The organism is Ensifer sp. EB106-03-01-XG145 (assembly GCF_058792075.1).
In genome coordinates this window covers 1-19,503 of record NZ_JBYTEC010000001.1, presented here as the reverse complement: position 1 = coordinate 19,503, position 19,503 = coordinate 1, and the positions used below count along the sequence as shown (strand labels likewise).

Below are 19,503 nucleotides of genomic sequence, written 5' to 3'. Positions count from 1 at the left end.
GTTACTGCTGTGTCTGGCCGAGGGCGCCATCGCTCTTGACGATGGACCCGGATTTGATGACCTGAATGCTCGGCTGACCGTCGCCGCTCAATAGATAGTCTGCGGCGTCGGTGTCGGATTCCTGTGCATCGGCGACGCTTCGGAGCGCCAATGAAATGCGCTCGGCCATCTGCTGCGCCACTGTCATTACTTTCGACTGGTCGGGCGTCAGCTCCAGCGTGGCCGTGGTTCCGACCACGGCCTTGGTGCCGTCTTCCTTCTCCTCGACCTGCTGGTCGATCGCCAGAACACGCACGTTGCTGAGCACGGTTTCGGTCAGGTAGAGTTCGCCATCGCCCTTGCGGACCATGATGACGTCGACACGGTCATTCGGAAGGATGAAGCCGCCGGCACCGGTAGCGACGGTGATTTCCGTCGCGACGGCGCGTTTGCCCGCCGGCAACAGCGACGACATGATGCGGTTGGACGAGTCTGCGACCTTTTCGTGACGGACCGGCTCGCCGTTGAAGATCGGCAAGCGAACGACGGCTCCGGTGAGGTCGTCGATTGCCGACGGTTGACTTTCGTCGGTGATCAGGCCGTCAACCAAACCGTCCTTCGGCCAGGCCATCCACTGGATGGAATCGCCGGCCAGGCGCGATCCGACAGGCAGGCTCTTGCTGGCAACCAGGACGTTGACGGTCGGCGCCCGCTCGATCAGAGGCTCGGCGGCCAACGGCGCAGGTGCGCGCGTCAGTTTCATCGCCAATAGACCAGCCATTGCAGCCGACAGAACGGCCACCGCCAGTATTATGATGCGAACCGGTTTCATGATCGTTTCCGAGCCCCGAAGAATTGCCAGGGTCAGATTGATCAGGAATTGGTGTAATTATAGTTAACGGATTACTTATGAGGAGAGTTAACGAAAGGTGATGCCCCGCGCTTGAGCCTTAAGAAAGGCGCGCAAAGACCGCCTCCATAAGCGGCGAAGCCGGATAGGCAACAAAGCCACCGAGCGCGATTGCCACGCCGTACGGAATTTTCTTGGCCGTCAGCAAGAGCTGCGGAACGGGGATGCCACTCGCCAGTATCGTGTTTTCCTGCCGGCGCAACATCAGGATGGCAAGCGTCAACAAACCTCCAAAAATGGAAACGTAGAGCAGAAAAGCGGTCAACGACGGGGTGAATCCGAACCAGATGGCGCTGGCTGTCAGGAGCTTGGCGTCGCCGCCGCCCATCACGTTTGCAGCAAACAGGCCGAAGCACACGGCAAAGACAACCAAGGCCGCGGCCACATGCTGGCCGATCTCCCCGAGATCGAGTCCCGCCAGCAGCGCCACGACAAAAAAGCTGCCCAGAAGCACTACCGAAACGCGATTGGGAATCGTCATGGTCAGCAGGTCTGAAAAGGCTGCAAACGCCAGGCAAAAGGGAAAAACCACCAAAATAGCAGCCTCAGTCATGGTTCCTGCCTCCAAGATGAGCGCACGCAATCTCCGATTCCCCGTGGGGCTCCAGATAGAAATGGAGCCGCTTTTGCAGCGGCTCCATTTGTTCCTTGCAAGACCGGTTCATTAGATCTTGCCGCTCGTCGCAATACTCGATCCGATTGCATTGAGCGCGGAATCGAGCGTATTGCCAATCGTGGTTGCGCCGGCAATCAGGGCCGCGGAAACGAGCACCGCGATCAGACCATACTCGATGGCGGTCGCACCACTGTCATCCCGCTTCAGGCGACGGAAAATCTTCGCCATGCGAATCTCGCCTCGCTTGAACCGGTCAGACCGATTAGAGCTTACCAGTCGTGCTATCCGTGAGCTTTCCGCCCAGGCCGTCGAACGTGGTGTTGAGCGCGTCGCCCAGGGTGCTTGCGCCAGCAATGAGGGCAACCGAGATGAGGGCGGCGATCAGGCCGTACTCGATAGCGGTCGCGCCGGACTCGTCCTTCATCAGACGGGCAAAAATCTTCTTCATGATGATTCTCCTACTTCGCGTTTGTTGTTCAGCACTTCCGCCAACTGTTGCCGTTGATCGGATGGCCTCAAACTAGTCCTGGCGCATTTCCATCGACTTAAAGAAGGCGGTTACCGACAGGTTAACGACGCATCCCTGATTTTTGGGTAAACGAACAGAAAACGGCGCGGGGCCTATCCGGTCTCGAAATCATGGATTTAACGGTTCATTCACCAAGACGGGTGAGTATGGCGTGAACCCACCTCAAGGACCCGCCATGACCATGCCATTCGCGACCGGCCGAGCCGCCCTGTTTGCTTTCGTGATCGCATCGCTCGCCCCGGTGGTCGCCGCTGGCGCAGAGAACGACATGATGCGCGTCTATATGGATCACGCGCGCGTGCTCAAACTCGATCGCCCGGTCAGCAAGGTCATCATCGGCAATGCCGAAGTGGCAGACGCCACGGTTGCCGACGCCCGAACCATCGTCATCACCGGCCGCAATTTTGGCACGACCAATCTGGTCATCCTCGACCAGGATGGAAACGCCATTGTCGATGAGCGGATTCTGGTGTCGATCGATGAAGGCAACACCGTGCGCGTCTACAAACAGACGTCGCGCACCGTGCTCTCCTGTACGCCAAATTGTGAACGACACGCGGAACGTAAAACCACAGGTAGCACCAACTGAATTTTATGGGTTTCGACCCGCGATTCGTTAAAATGCACATGATTTGCGGGAACGAAATATCAACGGTTGCTCCATAATCTTCCGCCCGTCTGGCGTAACATGATGGGACGGCACAATGAGCAGCGAGCAGGCAATCGAACGTGCGAGCGGGCCTGATATCAGGCGAAAAGGCATTCTGCGCCGCTTCATCCGCAACCGCAAAGGCACGACGAGCATCGAGTTCGCCATCCTCGCGCTGCCCTTCTTCGTGGTGATTTTCGCCTCACTCGAAACCTTTGCCGCCTTCTACGGCGACCAGCTCCTGGCGAACGCAACGGAGACGATGGCGCGCAAGGTCCGTACCGGCCAGATTACCTTCCAGCGGGGGAAGGCCACGGATATGACTCAGGCGCAGTTTCGCCAGGCCTTCTGCAATGAAATCTCAGTCCTGATGAAATGCTCCGCCACCGAAGCAAACCAGCCCTCGCAGTTCTACCTGGATGTCCGGGCGGTCTCGGATCTCAGCACGTTTCCTGTGAACATCCCGCGCAAGGCCGGCTCGACCGATATTGATACGGGCGACTTCAAGTTTGCCCCCGGCGGTCCGGGTACCTTCAACGTGGTGCGTGCCTACTATCGGTGGAGCGTGATCACCGACCTCGTCAGGCCGTTCGTCACCAACTTGCGGCCCGCCGGCGCGAGCATGCCGAAGGACTATCTCATGGTGGCAACCGCCACCTTCCGAAACGAGAGCGAGTGAGGTTTGCCGTGAAGCAGATTGCGAAGCAAAAGATCCTGCGCCTTCGGGCGGTTTCTGCCATGTTTCACGCGCTGCGGCGGGACAAACGCGGCGTCGGAGCCGTTGAATTCGCGATCGTCGCACCCTTGCTGATCATAACCTATCTCGGTGCGTTCGAGCTTTCGGTCGGTTTTACGGTCGCAGGCAAGACGGCCCGCGCCGCAAGCGCCGTCGCCGACATCATCGCACAGCAATCGGAAGTCAACAAAGCCTTCCTCGCCAAGGTGCCGAATATCGCAAAGAGTATTCTCGAACCCTATGGGAACGCGAACTACACACTGAAGATCACCGGTATCGAGGTCTCAAGCACCAATGAGGGGACCGTCATTTGGTCGCACGATCAGGCCGGCGGGGTTCCCTACAGCGTGAATTCGAAGGTCACCCTGCCCGGCCAATTCACGGCCAACAAGTCCTTTGTCATTCGCACGGAGCTGACCGTGCCGCACGAGTTGCTGCTCTACGCTCCGAGCCTTCAGGCCACTGCGAAGACGATAGACCTCTCCAAGACGGCCTACTTCCACTCGCGTCTCGCCCAAACTATAAAATGCACTGATTGCTGATCGGGCACTGATCCGGCGCAATTGCATTGCGCCGTGCGCAGCGCTATCCCTTCGGGATTGTGCGTGGCGCGCGCCTCCGGCGTCGTCGCGTTCTTCCAGAAGCTTTCGGAGCGCGATGCGAGCGTTTCCGCTGTCAGGTGCATCATGGCGCGTGCGTTTCTATTCGTTCTCGATTCCTTCGGCTTAGGCGGCGCGCCGGATGCCGAAGCCTACGGTGACCTGGGCGCCAACACGCTCGGACACATCGCGGAGTTCTGCGCCGCCGGCGCCGCAGATCGGGTTGGTTTGCGAGAAGGGCCGCTCAATCTGCCGAACATGTCCGCCCTTGGCCTTGTTCACGCAGCAAAGCTCGCCAACGGCACGATTCCCAAGGGCATGCCGGTGCCCAATCGGGTCTATGGTGCCTTTGGCGCCGCCAGCGAAGTCTCGCGCGGCAAGGACACGCCCTCCGGGCACTGGGAAATCGGCGGCACGCCGGTCATGTTCGATTGGGGTTACTTTTCGGCTGAAGGCGATGCCTTTCCGCCCGAGCTCGTCGAAACCATCTGCCGCGAAGGCAACATTCCCGGCATCCTCGGCAATTGCCATGCTTCCGGCACCGACATCATCGCCCGCCACGGCGAGGAGCACATGCGCAGCGGCAAGCCGATCTGCTACACCTCTTCGGACTCGGTCTTCCAGATCGCGGCGCATGAGCAGAGCTTCGGGCTCGATCGCCTGCTTGAGCTTTGCCAGACAGTCCGCCGCCTGGTCGACGACTACAATATCGGCCGCGTGATCGCCCGCCCCTTCGTCGGCACCAGCCCGCAGACCTTCACCCGCACCGGCAATCGCCGTGACTATTCCGTGCTGCCGCCGGAGCCGACGATCCTCGACCGGCTGACGGAAGCGGGGCGCACGGTTCACGCGATCGGCAAGATCGGCGACATCTTCGCGCACCAGGGCGTGACGAAGCTGACGAAGGCCGACGGCAACATGGCGCTCTTCGACGCAAGTCTCGCGGCCATCGACGAGGCCGAAGACGGCAGCCTGGTCTTCACCAATTTCGTCGATTTCGACATGCTCTACGGCCATCGCCGCGACGTTGCCGGTTACGCGGCTGCACTCGAAGCCTTCGATGCGCGCCTGCCGGATCTCGATCGCCGCCTGCAGCCCAACGACATCGTCATCCTGACGGCCGATCACGGCTGCGACCCGACCTGGCGCGGCACCGACCATACGCGCGAGCGGGTACCGGTGCTGATGTTCGGACCGTCGCTGCGCAGCCGCTCGCTCGGCGTCGCCAACACCTTCGCGCATATCGGCGAATCCGTCGCCAAACATCTCGGCATCGCGCCGGGCCATCATGGGAGAAGCCTCATTTGACCGCGCATCTGAAGAAGGCGGAGCTGCATTGCCACATCGAAGGCGCGACGCCGCCTGAGCTGGCTTTAGCTCAGGCCGAGAAGTATGGCATCGACACCAGCGCGATCATCCGTGACAGGGCCTATGTCTGGGAAGACTTCACCAGCTTCGTGAAATGCTACGACGCCATCGCCTCGCTGTTTCGGACCGAGGAAGACTACGCACTGCTCGCCGAAGCCTATCTGACGGAGCTTGCCGAAGCCGGCACAATCTACAGTGAAATCATCGTTTCGCCCGACCACGGCAACACGATCGGCCTGGGCGCGAAAGCTTACCTTGAGGGCCTTGCCGCCGGCATGGAAGCCGCAAGGCAGAAGACCGGGATCGAATCGCGCATGCTGATCACAGGCATTCGCCATCTCGGCCCGGAGTCCGTAATCAAGACCGCAGAATTCGCGGCCAGGCGGGAGCATGCGCTCGTCACCGGCTTCAACCTCGCTGGCGAAGAACGCATGCACAACGTGGCCGATTTTGCCCGCGCCTTCGACATTGTACGGGACGCAGGCCTTGGCCTGACGATCCATGCGGGCGAGCTCTCCGGCGCCTTTAGTGTGCGCGACGCGCTTGACCACGTGCACCCCTCGCGCATTAGCCATGGCGTTCGGGCGATCGAAGACATGGATCTGGTGCGGCGCCTTGCCGACGCCGGAGTCGTGCTCGAAGTCTGCCCCGGCTCCAACATCTCGCTGCAGGTCTTCCCGGACTTCGCCTCGCACCCATTGCGGGCACTTTACGAGGCAGGCGTGCGCGTCACGCTCAATTCCGACGATCCGCCGTTCTTCCATACGTCGCTCGCTCAGGAATACGACATCGCCTCTGCGGTGATGGGCTTCACCGACGAGGAGATCAACCGCATGACCCGCACGGCGATCGAGGCCGCCTTCGTCGACGAACCGACGCGCCAGCGGCTGCTCGCGCGGATCTAGGAACCGCCGCCATCCGTCGGCTGGGGATGACGTTCTCCGGCCGGCCAATACCCTTGCGGCGACGACGCATTCCATGGAAAAAGGACGGATACAAAAAATCCGGAAAGGTGAGCCATGAACGGCGTTACAGTGATCGATCATCCGCTTGTGCAGCACAAGCTGACCATCATGCGCAAGAAGGAGACCTCGACCGCAGGTTTCCGCCGGCTTCTTCGCGAGATCTCGACGTTGCTCTGCTACGAGGTCACGCGCGATCTCGAACTGACGATGGAGCGGATCGAGACTCCGCTGGAGGAAATGGACTCGCCGGTCCTCGAGGGCAAGAAGCTTGTGTTCGCCTCGATCCTGCGCGCCGGCAACGGGCTGCTCGAAGGCATGCTCGAGCTGGTGCCTTCGGCCCGCGTCTCGCACATCGGCGTCTATCGTGACCATGAGACGCTGGAAGCGGTGGAGTATTACTTCAAGGCGCCGGAAAGCCTGTCCGAACGCCTCATCATCGTCGTCGACCCGATGCTCGCCACCGGCAATTCGTCGATTGCTGCGATCGACAAGCTGAAGGAGCGCGGCGCCAAGAACATCCGCTTCCTCTGCCTGCTCGCCGCTCCCGAAGGCATCCGCAATTTCCAGGGCGCGCACCCGGACGTGCCGATCTACACCGCCTCGATCGACAGCCACCTCAACGAACTCGGCTACATCATGCCCGGTCTCGGCGACGCGGGCGACCGCATGTACGGCACCAAATGATTTCCTGATCCTTAACCAGGATTGCAAATCCGCGAGAAAGCCGCCGGAATCCGGCGGCTTTTTTATGTCGTCTTAGGCGTCATGCGGTCTACTGCTCCATAACGATCGCGCCTCCTTTCGGACGCGCAAACGGTCTCCGCAGCAATTTGAGTTTGCTGCATCCGATGCCATTGAAGGGGTGATGTCCATGCTCGTCCGTTTGCTCGCATTGGCAGGTGTGGCCGCGCTTGCAGCCATGGTGGTGGTCCCGCACTTGGCAACCACCGCCTTGACGCAAGGCGGTAACAAGACGGCTGCCAAGGAAGCTGCAGCCCCGCCGACGACCACGGCAAAGTATGCGGCGGGGCGGAGCGTTGTGCTCGACGCCGATGGCAGGGGCCACTTCTTTGGCACTTTCCGCATCAACGGCCGCAGCGAGCGCGGCCTAGTCGACACCGGCGCCAGCAGCATCGCCATCAACCTTTCGACCGCACGCCGGCTCGGCATTGCACCAAGCACGCTTTCCTTCACGGCTCGCGTCAATACTGCCAATGGTGTCGTCGAAGCGGCTCCGGCGATGCTGAACCGGATCGAGATCGGCGGCATATCGGTACGCGACGTTCAGGCACTGGTGCTGCCGGACAAGGCGCTCTCCGGCACGCTTATCGGCATGACGTTCCTGAACCGGCTGTCGTCCTTCCGGGTCGAGGACGGTGCCCTGCACCTCGTCAGGTGATTTTCGCGAGAATCGGCGAACGCTTCGCCGGCTCCATATCATCGATCGTATAGAGTTCGTGCAGGCGACGACGGGCTACGTCCGCAGCATCCCGATCGGCCGCATGGACAAAGGCAATCAGGTCGCCCTTCTCGATCCGCGTACCGAGCGGCTTCAGCGCATCTAAGCCGACCCGATGATCGATCCTGTCATCCGGATGCGATCGTCCGCCGCCAAGCGCTATGACGGCCATGCCCAGTTCGCGGGTCTCACAGGCTGCAAGATAGCCGGACTGCTTCGCTTCGACCGGCAAGATGACCGGCGCACGCCCGAGATAGGCCACCGAGCGCTCAACAAAATCAGTCGGGCCGCCAAGCGCGTGCACCATTTTCCCGAAGCGTTCAAGTGCTGCTCCGCTGCCAAGCGCCTGGCGCGCCAGCGCTTCGCCCTGTTCGGCATCACCGGCGGCGCTCCCCGCGACGAGCATTTCGGCAGCAAACGCCAGGACGACCGTTTCAAGCCGTGTGCCTTTCTTCTCGCCCCGGAGGAAGGCCAGGCAATTTTCGATCTCCAACGCGTTGCCGGCGGCATCGGCCAGAGGTTCGTTCATGTCGGTCAGAAGCGCCGAGGTACGAACGCCGGCGCCGTTGGCGACATCGACCAGCGAGCGCGCAAGCACCTCCGCTTCCTTGGCATCGCTCATGAAGGAGCCATTGCCGAGCTTGACGTCGAGCACCAGCGACTGAAGGCCGGCGGCGAGCTTCTTCGACAGGATCGAGGCCGTGATCAGCGGCACGGAATCGACGGTCGCGGTCACGTCGCGGATCGCATAAAGCCGTTTGTCGGCCGGAGCGAGGTTCGCCGTCTGGCCGATGATTGCGCAGCCGATCTCGTCGACCGTCCTGCGGAATAGCGCCGCCGACGGCTGGATATCGTAGCCGGGTATCGATTCGAGCTTGTCGAGCGTGCCGCCCGTATGCCCGAGCCCGCGCCCCGAAATCATCGGCACGGCAAGGCCGCAGGCGGCAACGATCGGCGCCAGCATCAGCGAGACGTTGTCGCCAACGCCGCCGGTAGAATGCTTGTCGGCGATCGGGCGACGGATGGTGCTCCAGTCGAGTGTTTCGCCGGAGTCGCGCATCGCGAGCGTCAGCGCCACGGTCTCGTCGCGACTCATGCCGGAAAACCAGACCGCCATGGCGAAAGCGGCAACCTGCCCTTCGGAGATGGAGCCATCCGACAGGCCGCGGACGAAATCCGCGATCTCGGCTGGAGCGAGGCGTTCGCCGTTGCGCTTGCGCCTGATTGTTTCCTGCGGAAGCATCGTCACCCGCGCACCGCGTCGGCTGCGATCATGTCGGCGAGGATCGCGGCAAGCCGCTTGCCACCAACCGGCGCCATGTCCTTCGTCTCGTGATGGCTGATCTCGCCCCCGGTCATGCCGGCGCCGAAATTGGTTATCACCGAAGCGGCGACGACCCTCAGCCCGAAGAAACGGGCGAGAATGACCTCCGGAACCGTGGACATGCCGACGGCATCGGCGCCAAGGATGCGGGCCATGCGGATCTCGGCCGGCGTCTCGAAACTCGGGCCGGAGAACCACATATAGACGCCGCCAAGAAGCGGAATGCCGAGGCGTTCGGCACTCTCCTGCATTCTTCCGGCGAGCTCGGCATCATAGGCATTGGTCATGCCGACGAAGCGATCGTCGCTTTCCACGCCGATCAACGGATTGAAGCCCGAATAGTTGATGTGATCGGAAATCCGCATCACCGATCCCGGCGGCAGATCCTCCCGCAGCGATCCGGCGGAATTGGTCAGCACCAGGCACTCGATGCCGAGTTCCTTCAGGGTTTCCAGCGGCAGGCGCATCGCGTTGGCGTCGCCCTGTTCGTAATAATGGACTCGGCCGGAAAGCATGACAACAGGAACGCCCGAGAGCGTTCCGGCCACGAGTTCGCCGGCATGGCCGGAGACGCTGCTGACCGGGAACCCCGGTATGTCGGCATAAGAAAGCCGCAGCGTTTCGTCCACGGCATCGACCAGCGAGCCGAGCCCGGAACCAAGCACGATGCCATAGCGCGGCGAAAGGCCGCCGAGCCTGGATTTCAGCAGTTCAGCGGCGGCGGTCATCCGAGGATCTCGGTCTCGAAGCTGTGCGGCAGAAGGTCCGACAGCGCCAGGGTCTTTTTCACCCCGGTCTCGTCGCACAGGAAGATGCGCGTGCTGGCGCCGGAGAATTCCGCCAGCCGCTGCCGGCAGCCGCCGCAGGGTGGGCAGAGCGCCAGCTTCTCGGCGATGACGGCCACTTCCATGATCTTGCGTTGGCCTGCCATGACCATATGGCTGATAGCGGTGGTCTCAGCGCACCACCCTTCAGGGAACGACAGGTTCTCGATGTTGGCGCCGGTATAGATCTTGCCGTCCTCGGCACGGATCGCCGCGCCGACCGGAAACTTCGAATAGGGCGCGTGCGCCTTGGCCATCGCGTCACGCGCGGCCTCGAACAGTTCCTTTTCCATGGTTCTAGCGCTCCTTGACATAGGGGACACCGCCGGCCTTCGGCGGGATGGCCTTGCCGATGAACCCGGCGAGCAGGATCACGGTCAGAATGTAGGGCAGCGCCTGCATCAACTGCACCGGCACCTGGCCGATCAGCGGCAGGGGATTGCCCTGAAGGCGGATCGCCAGCGCATCGAGGAAACCGAAGAGCAGGCAGGCCAGCATGATGTTGAACGGCCGCCATTTGGCAAAGATCAGCGCTGCGAGCGCGATGTAGCCCTTGCCAGCGGTCATTCCCTTGACGAAGCCGGCGGTCATCGCCAGCGACAGATAGGCACCGGCAAAGCCGCAGAGGATGCCGCAGCAGATAACTGCGCGATAACGCAGCCAGAGAACCGAGATGCCGGCGGTATCGACCGCGCCCGGATTTTCGCCGACGGCGCGTAAGCGCAGGCCGAAGCGGGTGCGGTAAAGGATCCACCAGCTGATTGGCACCATCGCGAAGGCGACATAGGTCAGAAGGAAATGGCCGGAAAGCAGGTCCGAATAGATCGGGCCGAGGATCGGGATCTCCCTGACGCTGTCGGCATAGGGGAAGGTGATCGTCTGGAAACGGGAACCTTCCCCGAGCGCCGGCGTGCGGCCGCCCTGGCGGAACCAGGCTTCACCGAGAATGACGGTCGAGCCGGCGACGATGAAGTTGATCGCGACACCGGAGACGATCTGGTTGCCGCGCTGGGTGATCGAGGCGTAGCCGTGCACCAACGACAGCGCGATCGAGATCAGGATCGCCGCAAGCAGCCCCATCCACACGGACTGGGTGACCGCAGCGACGGCGCCGGCGGCAAAGGCCGCACCAAGCATCTTGCCTTCAAGGCCGATGTCGAAAACGCCGGCGCGTTCGGTGAACAGCCCGGCAAGGGCTGCGAAGATCAGCGGAACGGAAACACGGATGGTGGACTCGAGGAGCACCACGATGACGTGGAAGAAATCCATGGCTTCAAGCTCCCTTGGTCTGCGTCACGACGGCCGCACGGCGGCTCTGCATCGTAAACAGCCGGGTGATTGCCGGCCGGAACATGTTTTCGAGTGCACCGGCGAAGAGAATGACCAGGCCCTGGATGATGACGATCATGTCGCGCGAGATCGACGGCATTTCAAAGGAGATCTCGGCCCCGCCCTGATAGAGCATGCCGAAGAGCACCGCGGCCGGGATGATGCCGGCCGGATGCGAGCGGCCCATCAACGCCACGGCGATGCCGACGAAGCCTGCACCTTGCACGAAGTCGAGCTGCATGCGCGCCTGTTCACCCATGATCGGGTTCAGCGCCATCATGCCCGCGAGACCACCCGAGATCATCATGGTGATAACGGTGACGCGGCTCTCGCTCATGCCCGCGTAGCGTGCCGCCGACGGGCTGTGGCCCATGGTGCGCATTTCGTATCCGAGCTTGGTACGCCAGATCAGCAGCCAGACACAGAAGGCCGCAACGAGCGCCAGCAGGAACGAGACGTTGAACGGCGCCGTACCGACGTTCAGTCCGAAGATCGCAAGCAGCCAGTCGAGCTTCGGCAATTGCCCGCCTTCGGCGAAGGTCCGCGTCTGCGGCGCCATGGAGCCGAGCGGCTTCAGGACGCGTGTCAAGAGATAGACCATCAGGCTCGACGCGATGAAATTGAACATGATGGTGGTGATGACGATGTGGCTGCCGCGCTTGGCCTGCAGCCAACCGGGCAGGAAGGCCCAGGCCGCGCCGAAGAAGGCGGACCCAAGGATCGCCAGCGGGAACACCACGAACCAGGGCATCGTCTGATCGAGCCAGAGGCAGGCGAGCGCCACGCCAATGCCGCCAACATAGGCCTGGCCTTCGCCGCCAATGTTGAAGAGGCCGGCATGGAAGGCGACGGCGACGGCAAGACCGGTGAAGATGAAGGTGGTGGCGTAGTAGAGCGTGAAGCCCAAATACTCGCCTCGGCCGAAGGCACCGTTGATCAGATGATAGGCCGCTTCCAGGGGATTTTCGCCGACGAGCAGCACCACGAGGCCGGCAACGAGGAAGGCGACCGCGAGGTTGATCAGCGGGATGAGGCCATATTCGACCCAGCCCGGGAGCTTAGCATAAGGGGTGCTCATTCTGCGGCCTCCTTGCGGCCTTCTACACCGGCCATCAGGAGGCCGAGTTCGCCCTCGGTCGCATCAGGATCGCGCTCGCCGACGACACGGCCGGCGAACATGACCAGAATGCGGTCCGACAGGGCGCGGATTTCATCGAGCTCGACGGAGACCAGAAGGACAGCCTTGCCCTGGTCGCGCATCTCGATGATCCGCTTATGGATGAATTCGATGGCGCCGACATCGACGCCGCGCGTCGGCTGACCGATGATCAGCACATCAGGCCCGCGCTCCATCTCGCGTGCCAGCACGATCTTCTGCTGGTTGCCGCCGGAGAAATTCGCGGTCTTCAAGCGTGGGTTCGGCGGGCGGATGTCGTATTCGCCGATGCGCTTCTCGGCGTCCTTGCGAATCGCATCAACGTTGAGGAAGACGCCGTTGAGATAGCGCTTGTCATGGTGATAGCCGAGGATGGCGTTTTCGCATTCTTCGAACTTCAGGACGAGGCCGACATGGTGGCGGTCTTCCGGAACATGGGCGAGACCACGATCACGCAGCTCGGAGGGGTCGGCGCGCCCGGTGACATCGATCGGTTTGCCGTTCAGGAGCACGGAGCCGGAAACGGCGCGGCGGATGCCGGAGATCGCTTCCAGCAGTTCCGACTGGCCGTTGCCGGCAACACCGGCGATGCCGACAATCTCGCCAGCCCGCAGATTGAACGAGACATTGTCGACCATGGTAACCCCACGGCCATCCTTGACGGTCAACCCCTCGACGGCGAGCTTGACCTCGCCGGGCTTGGCTTCGCCTTTCTCCACACGCAAGAGCACGCGGCGCCCGACCATGAGCTCGGCGAGCTCTTCGACCGACGTTTCGGCCGTCGTGCGGGTCGCCACCATCTCGCCGCGGCGCATGACCGAAACCTCGTCGGTGATCGCCATGATCTCGCGCAGCTTGTGGGTGATCAGAATGACGGTCTTGCCCTGGCTCTTCAATTGCTCGAGCACGCGGAAGAGGTGATCGGCCTCGGCCGGCGTCAAGACGCCCGTCGGCTCGTCCAAAATCAGGATATCGGCCCGGCGATAGAGCGCCTTCAGGATCTCGACGCGCTGCTGCAGACCGACCGGCAACTCCTCGATGACGGCGTCCGGATCGACTTCCAACGCGTATTCGCGCTCCAGCCGTTTCAACTCGACGCGCGCCTTGGCAATGCCCTTGTTGAGGATCTGGCTGTCCTCGGCGCCAAGCATGATGTTTTCCAGAACAGTGAAGTTCTCGACCAGCATGAAGTGCTGGTGGACCATGCCGATGCCGGCGGCGATCGCCGCGTTCGGATCACGGATGGCAACGGGTTTGCCGTCGACGAGGATCTCGCCGCTGTCGGCCTGATAGAAGCCGTAGAGGATCGACATCAGGGTCGATTTCCCCGCACCGTTTTCGCCAATGATGCCGTGGATCGTCCCTTTGCGGACCTTCAGATTGATGTTCTTGTTGGCGTGGACCGGGCCGAAACTTTTGTCGATCCCACGCAGTTCGATGGCAATATTGTCCATATTGGCCTTGCGATCCCCAAACTGGCCCGCTTCGGCATTCTTCCCAGAAACCGTGCCGGCGATTTTTTTACCATTTGGTATAAGTTTATCATCGATTTTTCGGGGCGGAAGCCCTCAATCGAGTTCTCCTTATACTCTCACCAGATCGCTGGTGAGAGTCCAGCGTGAATATACACAGGCACCTGGACGCGAAAAACCGGCGACACCATGTGCCGCCGGTCGTCTTTTTGAGGCATTTTAGCTGTTCAGGCGGCTCGCACGGGCCGAAGCAGACGCAGAGCATTCATGGTGACGAGCACTGTGGCGCCGGTGTCGGCCAGGATAGCCGGCCACAGGCCGGTGACCCCAATGATCGTCGTCACCAGGAAGACGGCCTTCAGGCCAAGCGCGATGGTGATGTTCTGGACGATGTTGCGCATCGTCGAACGGGACAGCCGGATCATCGCCGCCACATCGCCCACCCGTCCATGCAGGACCGCCGCATCCGCGGTCTCGAGCGCCACATCCGTGCCGCCGCCCATCGCGATGCCGATATCGGCGGCCGCCAGCGCCGGCGCGTCGTTGATGCCGTCGCCGATCTTGGCGACGTTGAAGCCCTCGTTCTTCAGTTCACGGACGATCCGCTGCTTGTCCTCGGGCAGGAGCTCGGCGCGAACCTCCATGCCGAACTGGCGGCCGATTGCTTCCGCCGTGCGGCGGTTGTCACCGGTCAGCATGACGACGCGCAGACCAGCATCGGTCAGCGCCTTGACGCCGGCGGCCGCATCCGGCCGCGGCTCGTCGCGCATGGCAATGGCACCAGCAATCACGCCACCGGCTACCAGCACCGAAACCGTCTTGCCTTCGTCGTTGAGGGCCGAAACCCGCGCCGTCTCAGCCGCCGTCATCGGTGCCCGCTCAGCGGCCGCCTTTGGCGAGCCGAAGAACAATGCGACGCCCTCGACTGACCCTTCGAGCCCCTTGCCGCCGACCGCATTTACGGTCGCGATATTGGGGACGACAAGGCCGTCAGCTGCGCTCCGCTCCAAGATGGCGCGGGCAAGCGGATGGCTCGATCCCTGCTCGAGTGCCGCCGCCAGGCACAGAACCTCGGTCTCCGATCGGCCGAAGCCGACAATGTCGGTCACCCTCGGCTTGCCTTCGGTGAGCGTGCCGGTCTTGTCGAAGGCGGCGGCGGTCACCTTGCCGACATTCTCCAGCACTGCGCCGCCCTTCATCAGCAAGCCGCGCCGGGCGCCAGCCGAAAGGCTGGCAGCGATCGCGGCTGGCGTCGATATAACCAGAGCGCAGGGGCAGCCGATCAGGAGGATGGCGAGGCCCTTGTAGATCCATTCATCCCAGGCGCCGCCCCAGAGAAGCGGCGGTAGCAAGCCGACCAGCGCCGCAACCACGACGACACCTGGCGTATAGTACCGCGAGAAACGGTCGATGAAGCGCTCGGTCGGCGCCTTGCTTTCCTGTGCTTCCTCCACCAGGCGGACAATCCGCGCGATGGTGTTGTCCGCAGCAGCGGCCGTCACTCGCACGCGCAGCGCACCGGAACCGTTGACGGTGCCCGCAACGACGGTGTCGTCGACCTCCTTGCGCACCGGCGTGCTCTCGCCGGTCACAGGCGCCTCGTCGACAGCACTCTCGCCAGAAAGCACCACGCCGTCGGCCGGAATGCGGTCGCCGGGACGAACGAGAATGACAGCGCCGACACTGAGCGTCTCGGCGGGAACTTCGTCCAGCCGGCCCTCCCGCTCGACGAAGGCGGTCTTTGGAACGAGTGCTGTCAGCGACTGGATGCTGGCGCGCGCCTTGCCGGCCGCTACGCCCTCCAGCAACTCGCCGATCAGGAAGAGCAGCACCACCATCGCCGCTTCTTCGGTCGCCCCGATGAAGACCGCGCCAACGGCAGCGATCGTCATCAGCATCTCGATCGAAAACGGCGTGCCCATGGTGGCAGCGGCAAGGGCGCGGCGCGCGATCGGCAACAGGCCGACCAGCATGGCCAGCGTGAAGATCCAGGGCTCTGTGGCCGGAACCATCTTGCCGACCGCATAGGCTGATATCAGCGCCAGGCCGCTGGCGATCGTCAGCTTGCCCTTACCCGATTTCCACCACGGGCCGCTCGCCGGGCCATGGTCATGGCCATGAAGGCCCATTGCCGCAGCCGCTGCGTTTTCGCCCTTCTGTCCGGCGTGGCCCTCACGGTGATGATCGTGGTGGTCGTGGTGATGCCCATGATCGTGCTCATGACCATGATCATGGTCATGGTCATGGCCGGAGCACACATGCGCTGCTTTCCGTTCCAGCGTCTGGCCAGCATTGATCGGATGCAGACGATAACCCAGCTTTCCGACTTTGCTGACGATCGATGTCGCGAGATCATTCTCATCGGCAAATTTTACCGACATCGTGCCTGCCGATACGGAGACCGAAACGTCCTCGACGCCTGACAGCCTGCGTACCGCCGTATCGATCTTGGTCGCGCAGGATGCGCAATCCATGCCTTCGACGCGATAACGGGCTTCTCGAATAGTGCTCGCCATGACCTGCTCCTTGCAATCTTGAAGCAAGGCTACGACCTCTAGCAACTAGAGCTACAAGGCGAAATTGCAGCGCGCATGCAGTATTTTTGGCAGCTATCGCGAAAGGAAGCGGATCACCCAGTCGGCGATGCCTTTATAGGGCGGTTTCACCAGGTCGCTCGGCGCCGGATCGTATTTCCGCAAGATCGGCATTGCCTTGGAGAATGTCAGGAATCCGTCGCGCCCGTGATAGTGTCCCATGCCGCTGGCGCCGACGCCGCCGAAGGGCAGGTCGTTGCAGCCGAACTGGTAGAGCGTGTCGTTGATGCAGACGCCACCGGCGACGACGCGCGAGAGCATGGCTTCGATTTCGGCCTCGCTGCGCGTGAAGCAATAAAGCGCCAGCGGACGGTCATGGCCGAGCACATGGCCGATCGCCGCGTCGATCGAAGCGTAGCTGACAACAGGCAGGATCGGGCCGAAGATCTCCTCGCCCATGACGGCGCTGTCGCGATCCGGATCGAGGATGACTGTCGGCGGGAGAAAGCGTGGGCGTCCGGGCGCGTCCTGTGTCCCATCGAGAAGCGGGACCACCCTGTGGCCGCGCCGATCGGCATCGGCGATCAGCCGTTTCAGACGTTCGTGCTGGCCGGCATTGACGATCTCCGTGTAATCGTCGAAGCGACGCTTTGCCGGATAACGCGTGGCGATTTCCTGCTTCAGCAAGTCCACGAAGGCATCGCGTCTGCTCTCATGAATCAGAACGTAGTCGGGCGCGATGCAGGTCTGTCCGGCATTGAAGAACTTGCCGGTCGTAACACGCCTTGCGGCTTTTGCGAGATCGGCGGTTTCTCCGATGATCGCCGGCGACTTGCCGCCGAGCTCAAGCGTTACCGGCGTCAGGTTTTGCGCGGCTGCCGCCATCACCTTGCGCCCGACGGCGGTCGAGCCTGTGAAGAACAGATGATCGAATGGAAGAGCCGAGAAACTGGCGGAAAGCTCGGGGCCGCCAAGCGCGACCGCCACCCGCGACGTGGGAAAGACCTCGGCGAGCAGCGACCGCAGGAACTCTGCCGTTTTCGGCGTATGCTCCGAGGGCTTCAGGTAGACATGGTTGCCAGCAGCAATCGCCGCGACCAGGGGCGCGAGCGCCAGATTGACCGGGTAGTTCCACGGCGAGATGATGCCGACGACGCCAAGCGGCACGAAGCGCACTTCTGCCTTGGCCGGCCAGAGCTTCCATCCTGCCTTCCGCCGCTCCGGACGGACCCAGCGCTTGAGCTTCGCCAGCGTGTGATCGATCTCCGAGAGCACGACGCCGCCTTCGCCGAGCAGCGTTTCATGCCGGGCGCGATGGCCGAAATCCGCATTGATCGCTTCGCACATCTCGTCCTTGCGGGCGCGCAGCCGATCCTTGAGCCGGCTCAGGTCGTTACGTCGTTGCTCGGTGGTTGGACGCTGTTCCAGCCATGCGCCACGCAGCCGGTCGAAGGTGGGGCGAAGCTGCGCGGATAAATTATCGTTTGCTGTCATGGGCTTGCGTCGAACGGGCGAAGAAATACTGGGCGGCATAATAGGTGCCGAGCACCCAGAGTGCGTTGTAGGGGATCTGCCAGCGGAAGCGGCCATAGGCAAGCAGCGTGTCGCTGATCATGAACAGTAGGCCGCCATAGGCGGCAAACCGCGCGGTTGCCTGCGCCGGCGTTCCCGAGAACTGCCGCAGGCGGGAAACAGCCTGGGCGGCCATGGCCCCGAGCGCTAATGCGTAGATGATGACGGGAATGCCCATCTCCGGCGGCAGGGACGTCCAGAGGCCAGCGACGACGAACAGCGCAATCACGGCAAAGAAGCCAAACACCCCAAGATGGGCGGCAAATTTGGCATCGCGGGTGAGTGCGAAGATGTAGGCGCAATGGGTCAGCAGGAAGCAGATCAACCCGGCGAGGAAATAATCGCCGGGCAGCATCAGAAAGACGTCGCCGGCCGCGGCAAAAAGCAGGCCGATGGCGACTGCCATGCCGTAGGTGCGCGAGGAAGGAGCGCGATTCCTGAAGACAACCACGAGCAGCAACAGAGTTGCCGTTGGCTTGGTCAGATAGTGTAGCCAGCGCCAGACAGAGCCGTCCGAAGCCGCAAGCAGGCTACCGAGGATTGCCAGTCCGGCGCAGACGAGAAAGAGTGCGTAGACCAGTCGGGTTCGCTCGATACCCAAAGTCCCCTGATAGGCCATGCTCGCGAATCCCCCCGCCATTTTCGGAGCCTGGTGCGACTCCCTTTTGATTATGGCGATAGTTTCTATTTTCGAGAGCTTGTCCAGCTGCATCGCGCAGAGCGGGTGCCTGGAGGGGCCGATCAGCAGGATGTGCTTCGCTGTCGTGCACTCTGCCCATACGCTTGCTTCTACTTGCTTAGCCACCCAGCGACGTCAGGTTTCATTGGTCAAAACACAACAATCGCCGCTGGCTAGAAGGGGTTGGTCAAGTGTCTGGCATCGCGTCGCGGTTTGCCGTTTCAGCGCGCTTTATGCTTGCGGGCGTGGTGGTTTCGCGTGGTGACGGTGGTTTTGGTGGTTGAGAAACGCCAAAAAAGCCCGGCGGATTTCTCCGCGCGGGCTTTTTTTGATTTGGTTGCGGGGGCAGGATTTGAACCTGCGGCCTTCAGGTTATGAGCCTGACGAGCTACCGGGCTGCTCCACCCCGCGCCATCGCGGTAAATCCCTATGGGATTTATCCGCTCTTTCCGGGTTTTGCCGAAGGCAAAATCCCGTTTAATCCGGTCCGAGTTTTGCGAAGCAAAATCTCGTTGTTTGTCTGTGCCGAGCAAATCGGTAGGATTTGTCTCGCGTAAGGGACGCACTGATTATTTTCAGTCTAGCAAAACAAAAGGGCCGCTTGGTGGCGGCCCGTGTTCGGCAGGGCCGAAGTGTGTGTCGAGAAGATGTTTCGGTTTGTTTCCGCCGCTACCTTATCCTTCTCGGCGATGCCTCGAAGGGGAGCGGCGGTTGTTTCTCTTGCGCTTTGCAGACCTGGCAGCGACCTACTCTCCCGCGTCTTAAGACGAAGTACCATCGGCGCTGGGGCGTTTCACGGCCGT

General features: G+C 62.0%; 20 protein-coding genes and 1 tRNA gene. 7 read left to right on the top strand and 14 right to left on the bottom strand.

Annotated elements, in window-relative coordinates; genetic code table 11:
* Position 1: 1 nt before the first annotated feature.
* From cpaB to AC3WWH_RS00090, 4 genes are all read right to left on the bottom strand, one after another.
* Positions 2–811 carry a Flp pilus assembly protein CpaB gene (gene cpaB, locus AC3WWH_RS00105; RefSeq protein ID WP_057247726.1) on the bottom strand — a complete coding sequence of 270 codons (810 nt, stop codon included), beginning with the start codon at positions 809–811 and terminating at the stop codon, positions 2–4.
* 118 nt (positions 812–929) lie between these two features.
* The gene (locus AC3WWH_RS00100) at positions 930–1,442 is read right to left on the bottom strand and encodes an A24 family peptidase (RefSeq protein WP_057247725.1); all 513 of its coding nucleotides are present in this window, start codon (positions 1,440–1,442) and stop codon (positions 930–932) included.
* 111 nt (positions 1,443–1,553) lie between these two features.
* A complete protein-coding gene (locus tag AC3WWH_RS00095) occupies positions 1,554–1,733 on the bottom strand; it encodes a Flp family type IVb pilin (protein ID WP_057247724.1) in 180 nt (59 codons plus the stop codon).
* Between the two features lie 34 nt (positions 1,734–1,767).
* Positions 1,768–1,953: a Flp family type IVb pilin gene (locus AC3WWH_RS00090; protein WP_057247723.1), complete on the bottom strand. Its 186-nt coding sequence runs from the start codon at positions 1,951–1,953 to the stop codon at positions 1,768–1,770.
* A 256-nt stretch (positions 1,954–2,209) separates the two neighbouring features.
* Here AC3WWH_RS00090 and AC3WWH_RS00085 point away from each other — a divergent pair, with 256 nt between their 5' ends.
* The 7 genes from AC3WWH_RS00085 (at position 2,210) to AC3WWH_RS00055 (ending at position 7,750) form a co-directional block, all read left to right on the top strand.
* Positions 2,210–2,623, top strand: a complete 414-nt coding sequence (locus tag AC3WWH_RS00085; RefSeq protein ID WP_057247722.1) for a pilus assembly protein N-terminal domain-containing protein — start codon at positions 2,210–2,212, stop codon at positions 2,621–2,623.
* Between the two features lie 115 nt (positions 2,624–2,738).
* Positions 2,739–3,362 carry a TadE/TadG family type IV pilus assembly protein gene (locus AC3WWH_RS00080; protein ID WP_057247721.1) on the top strand — a complete coding sequence of 208 codons (624 nt, stop codon included), beginning with the start codon at positions 2,739–2,741 and terminating at the stop codon, positions 3,360–3,362.
* 59 nt (positions 3,363–3,421) lie between these two features.
* On the top strand, positions 3,422–3,961 hold the full coding sequence (locus tag AC3WWH_RS00075) for a TadE/TadG family type IV pilus assembly protein (protein WP_057248219.1): 540 nt from the start codon (positions 3,422–3,424) through the stop codon (positions 3,959–3,961).
* A 144-nt stretch (positions 3,962–4,105) separates the two neighbouring features.
* On the top strand, positions 4,106–5,326 hold the full coding sequence (locus AC3WWH_RS00070) for a phosphopentomutase (RefSeq protein WP_058324618.1): 1,221 nt from the start codon (positions 4,106–4,108) through the stop codon (positions 5,324–5,326).
* Positions 5,323–6,291, top strand: a complete 969-nt coding sequence (locus tag AC3WWH_RS00065) for an adenosine deaminase (RefSeq protein WP_057247720.1) — start codon at positions 5,323–5,325, stop codon at positions 6,289–6,291. Before AC3WWH_RS00070 ends, AC3WWH_RS00065 begins: the two co-directional genes overlap by 4 nt.
* A gap of 114 nt (positions 6,292–6,405) precedes the next feature.
* Entirely contained in the window at positions 6,406–7,035 is a 630-nt protein-coding gene (gene upp, locus AC3WWH_RS00060; RefSeq protein ID WP_058324465.1) for a uracil phosphoribosyltransferase, read from the top strand.
* 187 nt (positions 7,036–7,222) lie between these two features.
* Positions 7,223–7,750 carry a TIGR02281 family clan AA aspartic protease gene (locus AC3WWH_RS00055; RefSeq protein WP_058324617.1) on the top strand — a complete coding sequence of 176 codons (528 nt, stop codon included), beginning with the start codon at positions 7,223–7,225 and terminating at the stop codon, positions 7,748–7,750.
* Here AC3WWH_RS00055 and deoA read toward each other — a convergent pair.
* The 10 genes from deoA to AC3WWH_RS00005 form a co-directional block, all read right to left on the bottom strand.
* Positions 7,743–9,059, bottom strand: coding sequence for a thymidine phosphorylase (gene deoA, locus AC3WWH_RS00050; RefSeq protein ID WP_058324464.1), 1,317 nt, complete (start codon positions 9,057–9,059; stop codon positions 7,743–7,745). The two genes, AC3WWH_RS00055 and deoA, sit on opposite strands and share 8 nt — an antisense overlap.
* Positions 9,056–9,862 (bottom strand): purine-nucleoside phosphorylase, encoded by an 807-nt coding sequence (locus AC3WWH_RS00045; RefSeq protein ID WP_057247716.1) that lies wholly within the window; start codon positions 9,860–9,862, stop codon positions 9,056–9,058. The genes deoA and AC3WWH_RS00045 overlap by 4 nt, the downstream gene beginning before the upstream one ends.
* Complete coding sequence (locus tag AC3WWH_RS00040; protein ID WP_034805117.1) at positions 9,859–10,251, bottom strand: cytidine deaminase; 393 nt, start codon at positions 10,249–10,251, stop codon at positions 9,859–9,861. The genes AC3WWH_RS00045 and AC3WWH_RS00040 overlap by 4 nt, the downstream gene beginning before the upstream one ends.
* 4 nt (positions 10,252–10,255) lie before the next feature.
* Positions 10,256–11,227, bottom strand: coding sequence for an ABC transporter permease (locus tag AC3WWH_RS00035; protein ID WP_057247715.1), 972 nt, complete (start codon positions 11,225–11,227; stop codon positions 10,256–10,258).
* Positions 11,228–11,231: 4 nt separating this feature from the next.
* Positions 11,232–12,365 (bottom strand): ABC transporter permease, encoded by a 1,134-nt coding sequence (locus AC3WWH_RS00030; RefSeq protein ID WP_058324463.1) that lies wholly within the window; start codon positions 12,363–12,365, stop codon positions 11,232–11,234.
* Positions 12,362–13,897 (bottom strand): ABC transporter ATP-binding protein, encoded by a 1,536-nt coding sequence (locus AC3WWH_RS00025; protein ID WP_058324462.1) that lies wholly within the window; start codon positions 13,895–13,897, stop codon positions 12,362–12,364. Before AC3WWH_RS00025 ends, AC3WWH_RS00030 begins: the two co-directional genes overlap by 4 nt.
* A gap of 245 nt (positions 13,898–14,142) precedes the next feature.
* On the bottom strand, positions 14,143–16,431 hold the full coding sequence (locus AC3WWH_RS00020) for a heavy metal translocating P-type ATPase (RefSeq protein WP_058324461.1): 2,289 nt from the start codon (positions 16,429–16,431) through the stop codon (positions 14,143–14,145).
* A 93-nt stretch (positions 16,432–16,524) separates the two neighbouring features.
* Complete coding sequence (locus AC3WWH_RS00015) at positions 16,525–17,943, bottom strand: coniferyl aldehyde dehydrogenase (protein ID WP_058324460.1); 1,419 nt, start codon at positions 17,941–17,943, stop codon at positions 16,525–16,527.
* Positions 17,927–18,640, bottom strand: a complete 714-nt coding sequence (locus AC3WWH_RS00010) for a lysoplasmalogenase (protein WP_058324459.1) — start codon at positions 18,638–18,640, stop codon at positions 17,927–17,929. The genes AC3WWH_RS00015 and AC3WWH_RS00010 overlap by 17 nt, the downstream gene beginning before the upstream one ends.
* 394 nt (positions 18,641–19,034) lie before the next feature.
* Positions 19,035–19,111 (bottom strand) — tRNA-Met (locus AC3WWH_RS00005).
* Positions 19,112–19,503 lie beyond the last annotated feature (392 nt).

Bases quoted from the DNA above. Each gene is read 5' to 3' on its own strand.
- AC3WWH_RS00020 (WP_058324461.1), bottom strand. From the start codon at position 16,431: ATGGCGAGCACTATTCGAGAAGCCCGTTATCGCGTCGAAGGCATGGAT.
- AC3WWH_RS00090 (WP_057247723.1), bottom strand. From the start codon at position 1,953: ATGAAGAAGATTTTTGCCCGTCTGATGAAGGACGAGTCCGGCGCGACC.
- AC3WWH_RS00045 (WP_057247716.1), bottom strand. From the start codon at position 9,862: ATGACCGCCGCCGCTGAACTGCTGAAATCCAGGCTCGGCGGCCTTTCG.
- AC3WWH_RS00055 (WP_058324617.1), top strand. From the start codon at position 7,223: ATGCTCGTCCGTTTGCTCGCATTGGCAGGTGTGGCCGCGCTTGCAGCC.
- AC3WWH_RS00080 (WP_057247721.1), top strand. From the start codon at position 2,739: ATGAGCAGCGAGCAGGCAATCGAACGTGCGAGCGGGCCTGATATCAGG.
- AC3WWH_RS00075 (WP_057248219.1), top strand. From the start codon at position 3,422: ATGTTTCACGCGCTGCGGCGGGACAAACGCGGCGTCGGAGCCGTTGAA.
- AC3WWH_RS00025 (WP_058324462.1), bottom strand. From the start codon at position 13,897: ATGGACAATATTGCCATCGAACTGCGTGGGATCGACAAAAGTTTCGGC.
- AC3WWH_RS00095 (WP_057247724.1), bottom strand. From the start codon at position 1,733: ATGGCGAAGATTTTCCGTCGCCTGAAGCGGGATGACAGTGGTGCGACC.
- AC3WWH_RS00010 (WP_058324459.1), bottom strand. From the start codon at position 18,640: ATGGCCTATCAGGGGACTTTGGGTATCGAGCGAACCCGACTGGTCTAC.
- upp (WP_058324465.1), top strand. From the start codon at position 6,406: ATGAACGGCGTTACAGTGATCGATCATCCGCTTGTGCAGCACAAGCTG.
- AC3WWH_RS00030 (WP_058324463.1), bottom strand. From the start codon at position 12,365: ATGAGCACCCCTTATGCTAAGCTCCCGGGCTGGGTCGAATATGGCCTC.
- AC3WWH_RS00040 (WP_034805117.1), bottom strand. From the start codon at position 10,251: ATGGAAAAGGAACTGTTCGAGGCCGCGCGTGACGCGATGGCCAAGGCG.
- AC3WWH_RS00085 (WP_057247722.1), top strand. From the start codon at position 2,210: ATGACCATGCCATTCGCGACCGGCCGAGCCGCCCTGTTTGCTTTCGTG.
- AC3WWH_RS00100 (WP_057247725.1), bottom strand. From the start codon at position 1,442: ATGACTGAGGCTGCTATTTTGGTGGTTTTTCCCTTTTGCCTGGCGTTT.
- AC3WWH_RS00070 (WP_058324618.1), top strand. From the start codon at position 4,106: ATGGCGCGTGCGTTTCTATTCGTTCTCGATTCCTTCGGCTTAGGCGGC.
- AC3WWH_RS00015 (WP_058324460.1), bottom strand. From the start codon at position 17,943: ATGACAGCAAACGATAATTTATCCGCGCAGCTTCGCCCCACCTTCGAC.
- AC3WWH_RS00035 (WP_057247715.1), bottom strand. From the start codon at position 11,227: ATGGATTTCTTCCACGTCATCGTGGTGCTCCTCGAGTCCACCATCCGT.
- cpaB (WP_057247726.1), bottom strand. From the start codon at position 811: ATGAAACCGGTTCGCATCATAATACTGGCGGTGGCCGTTCTGTCGGCT.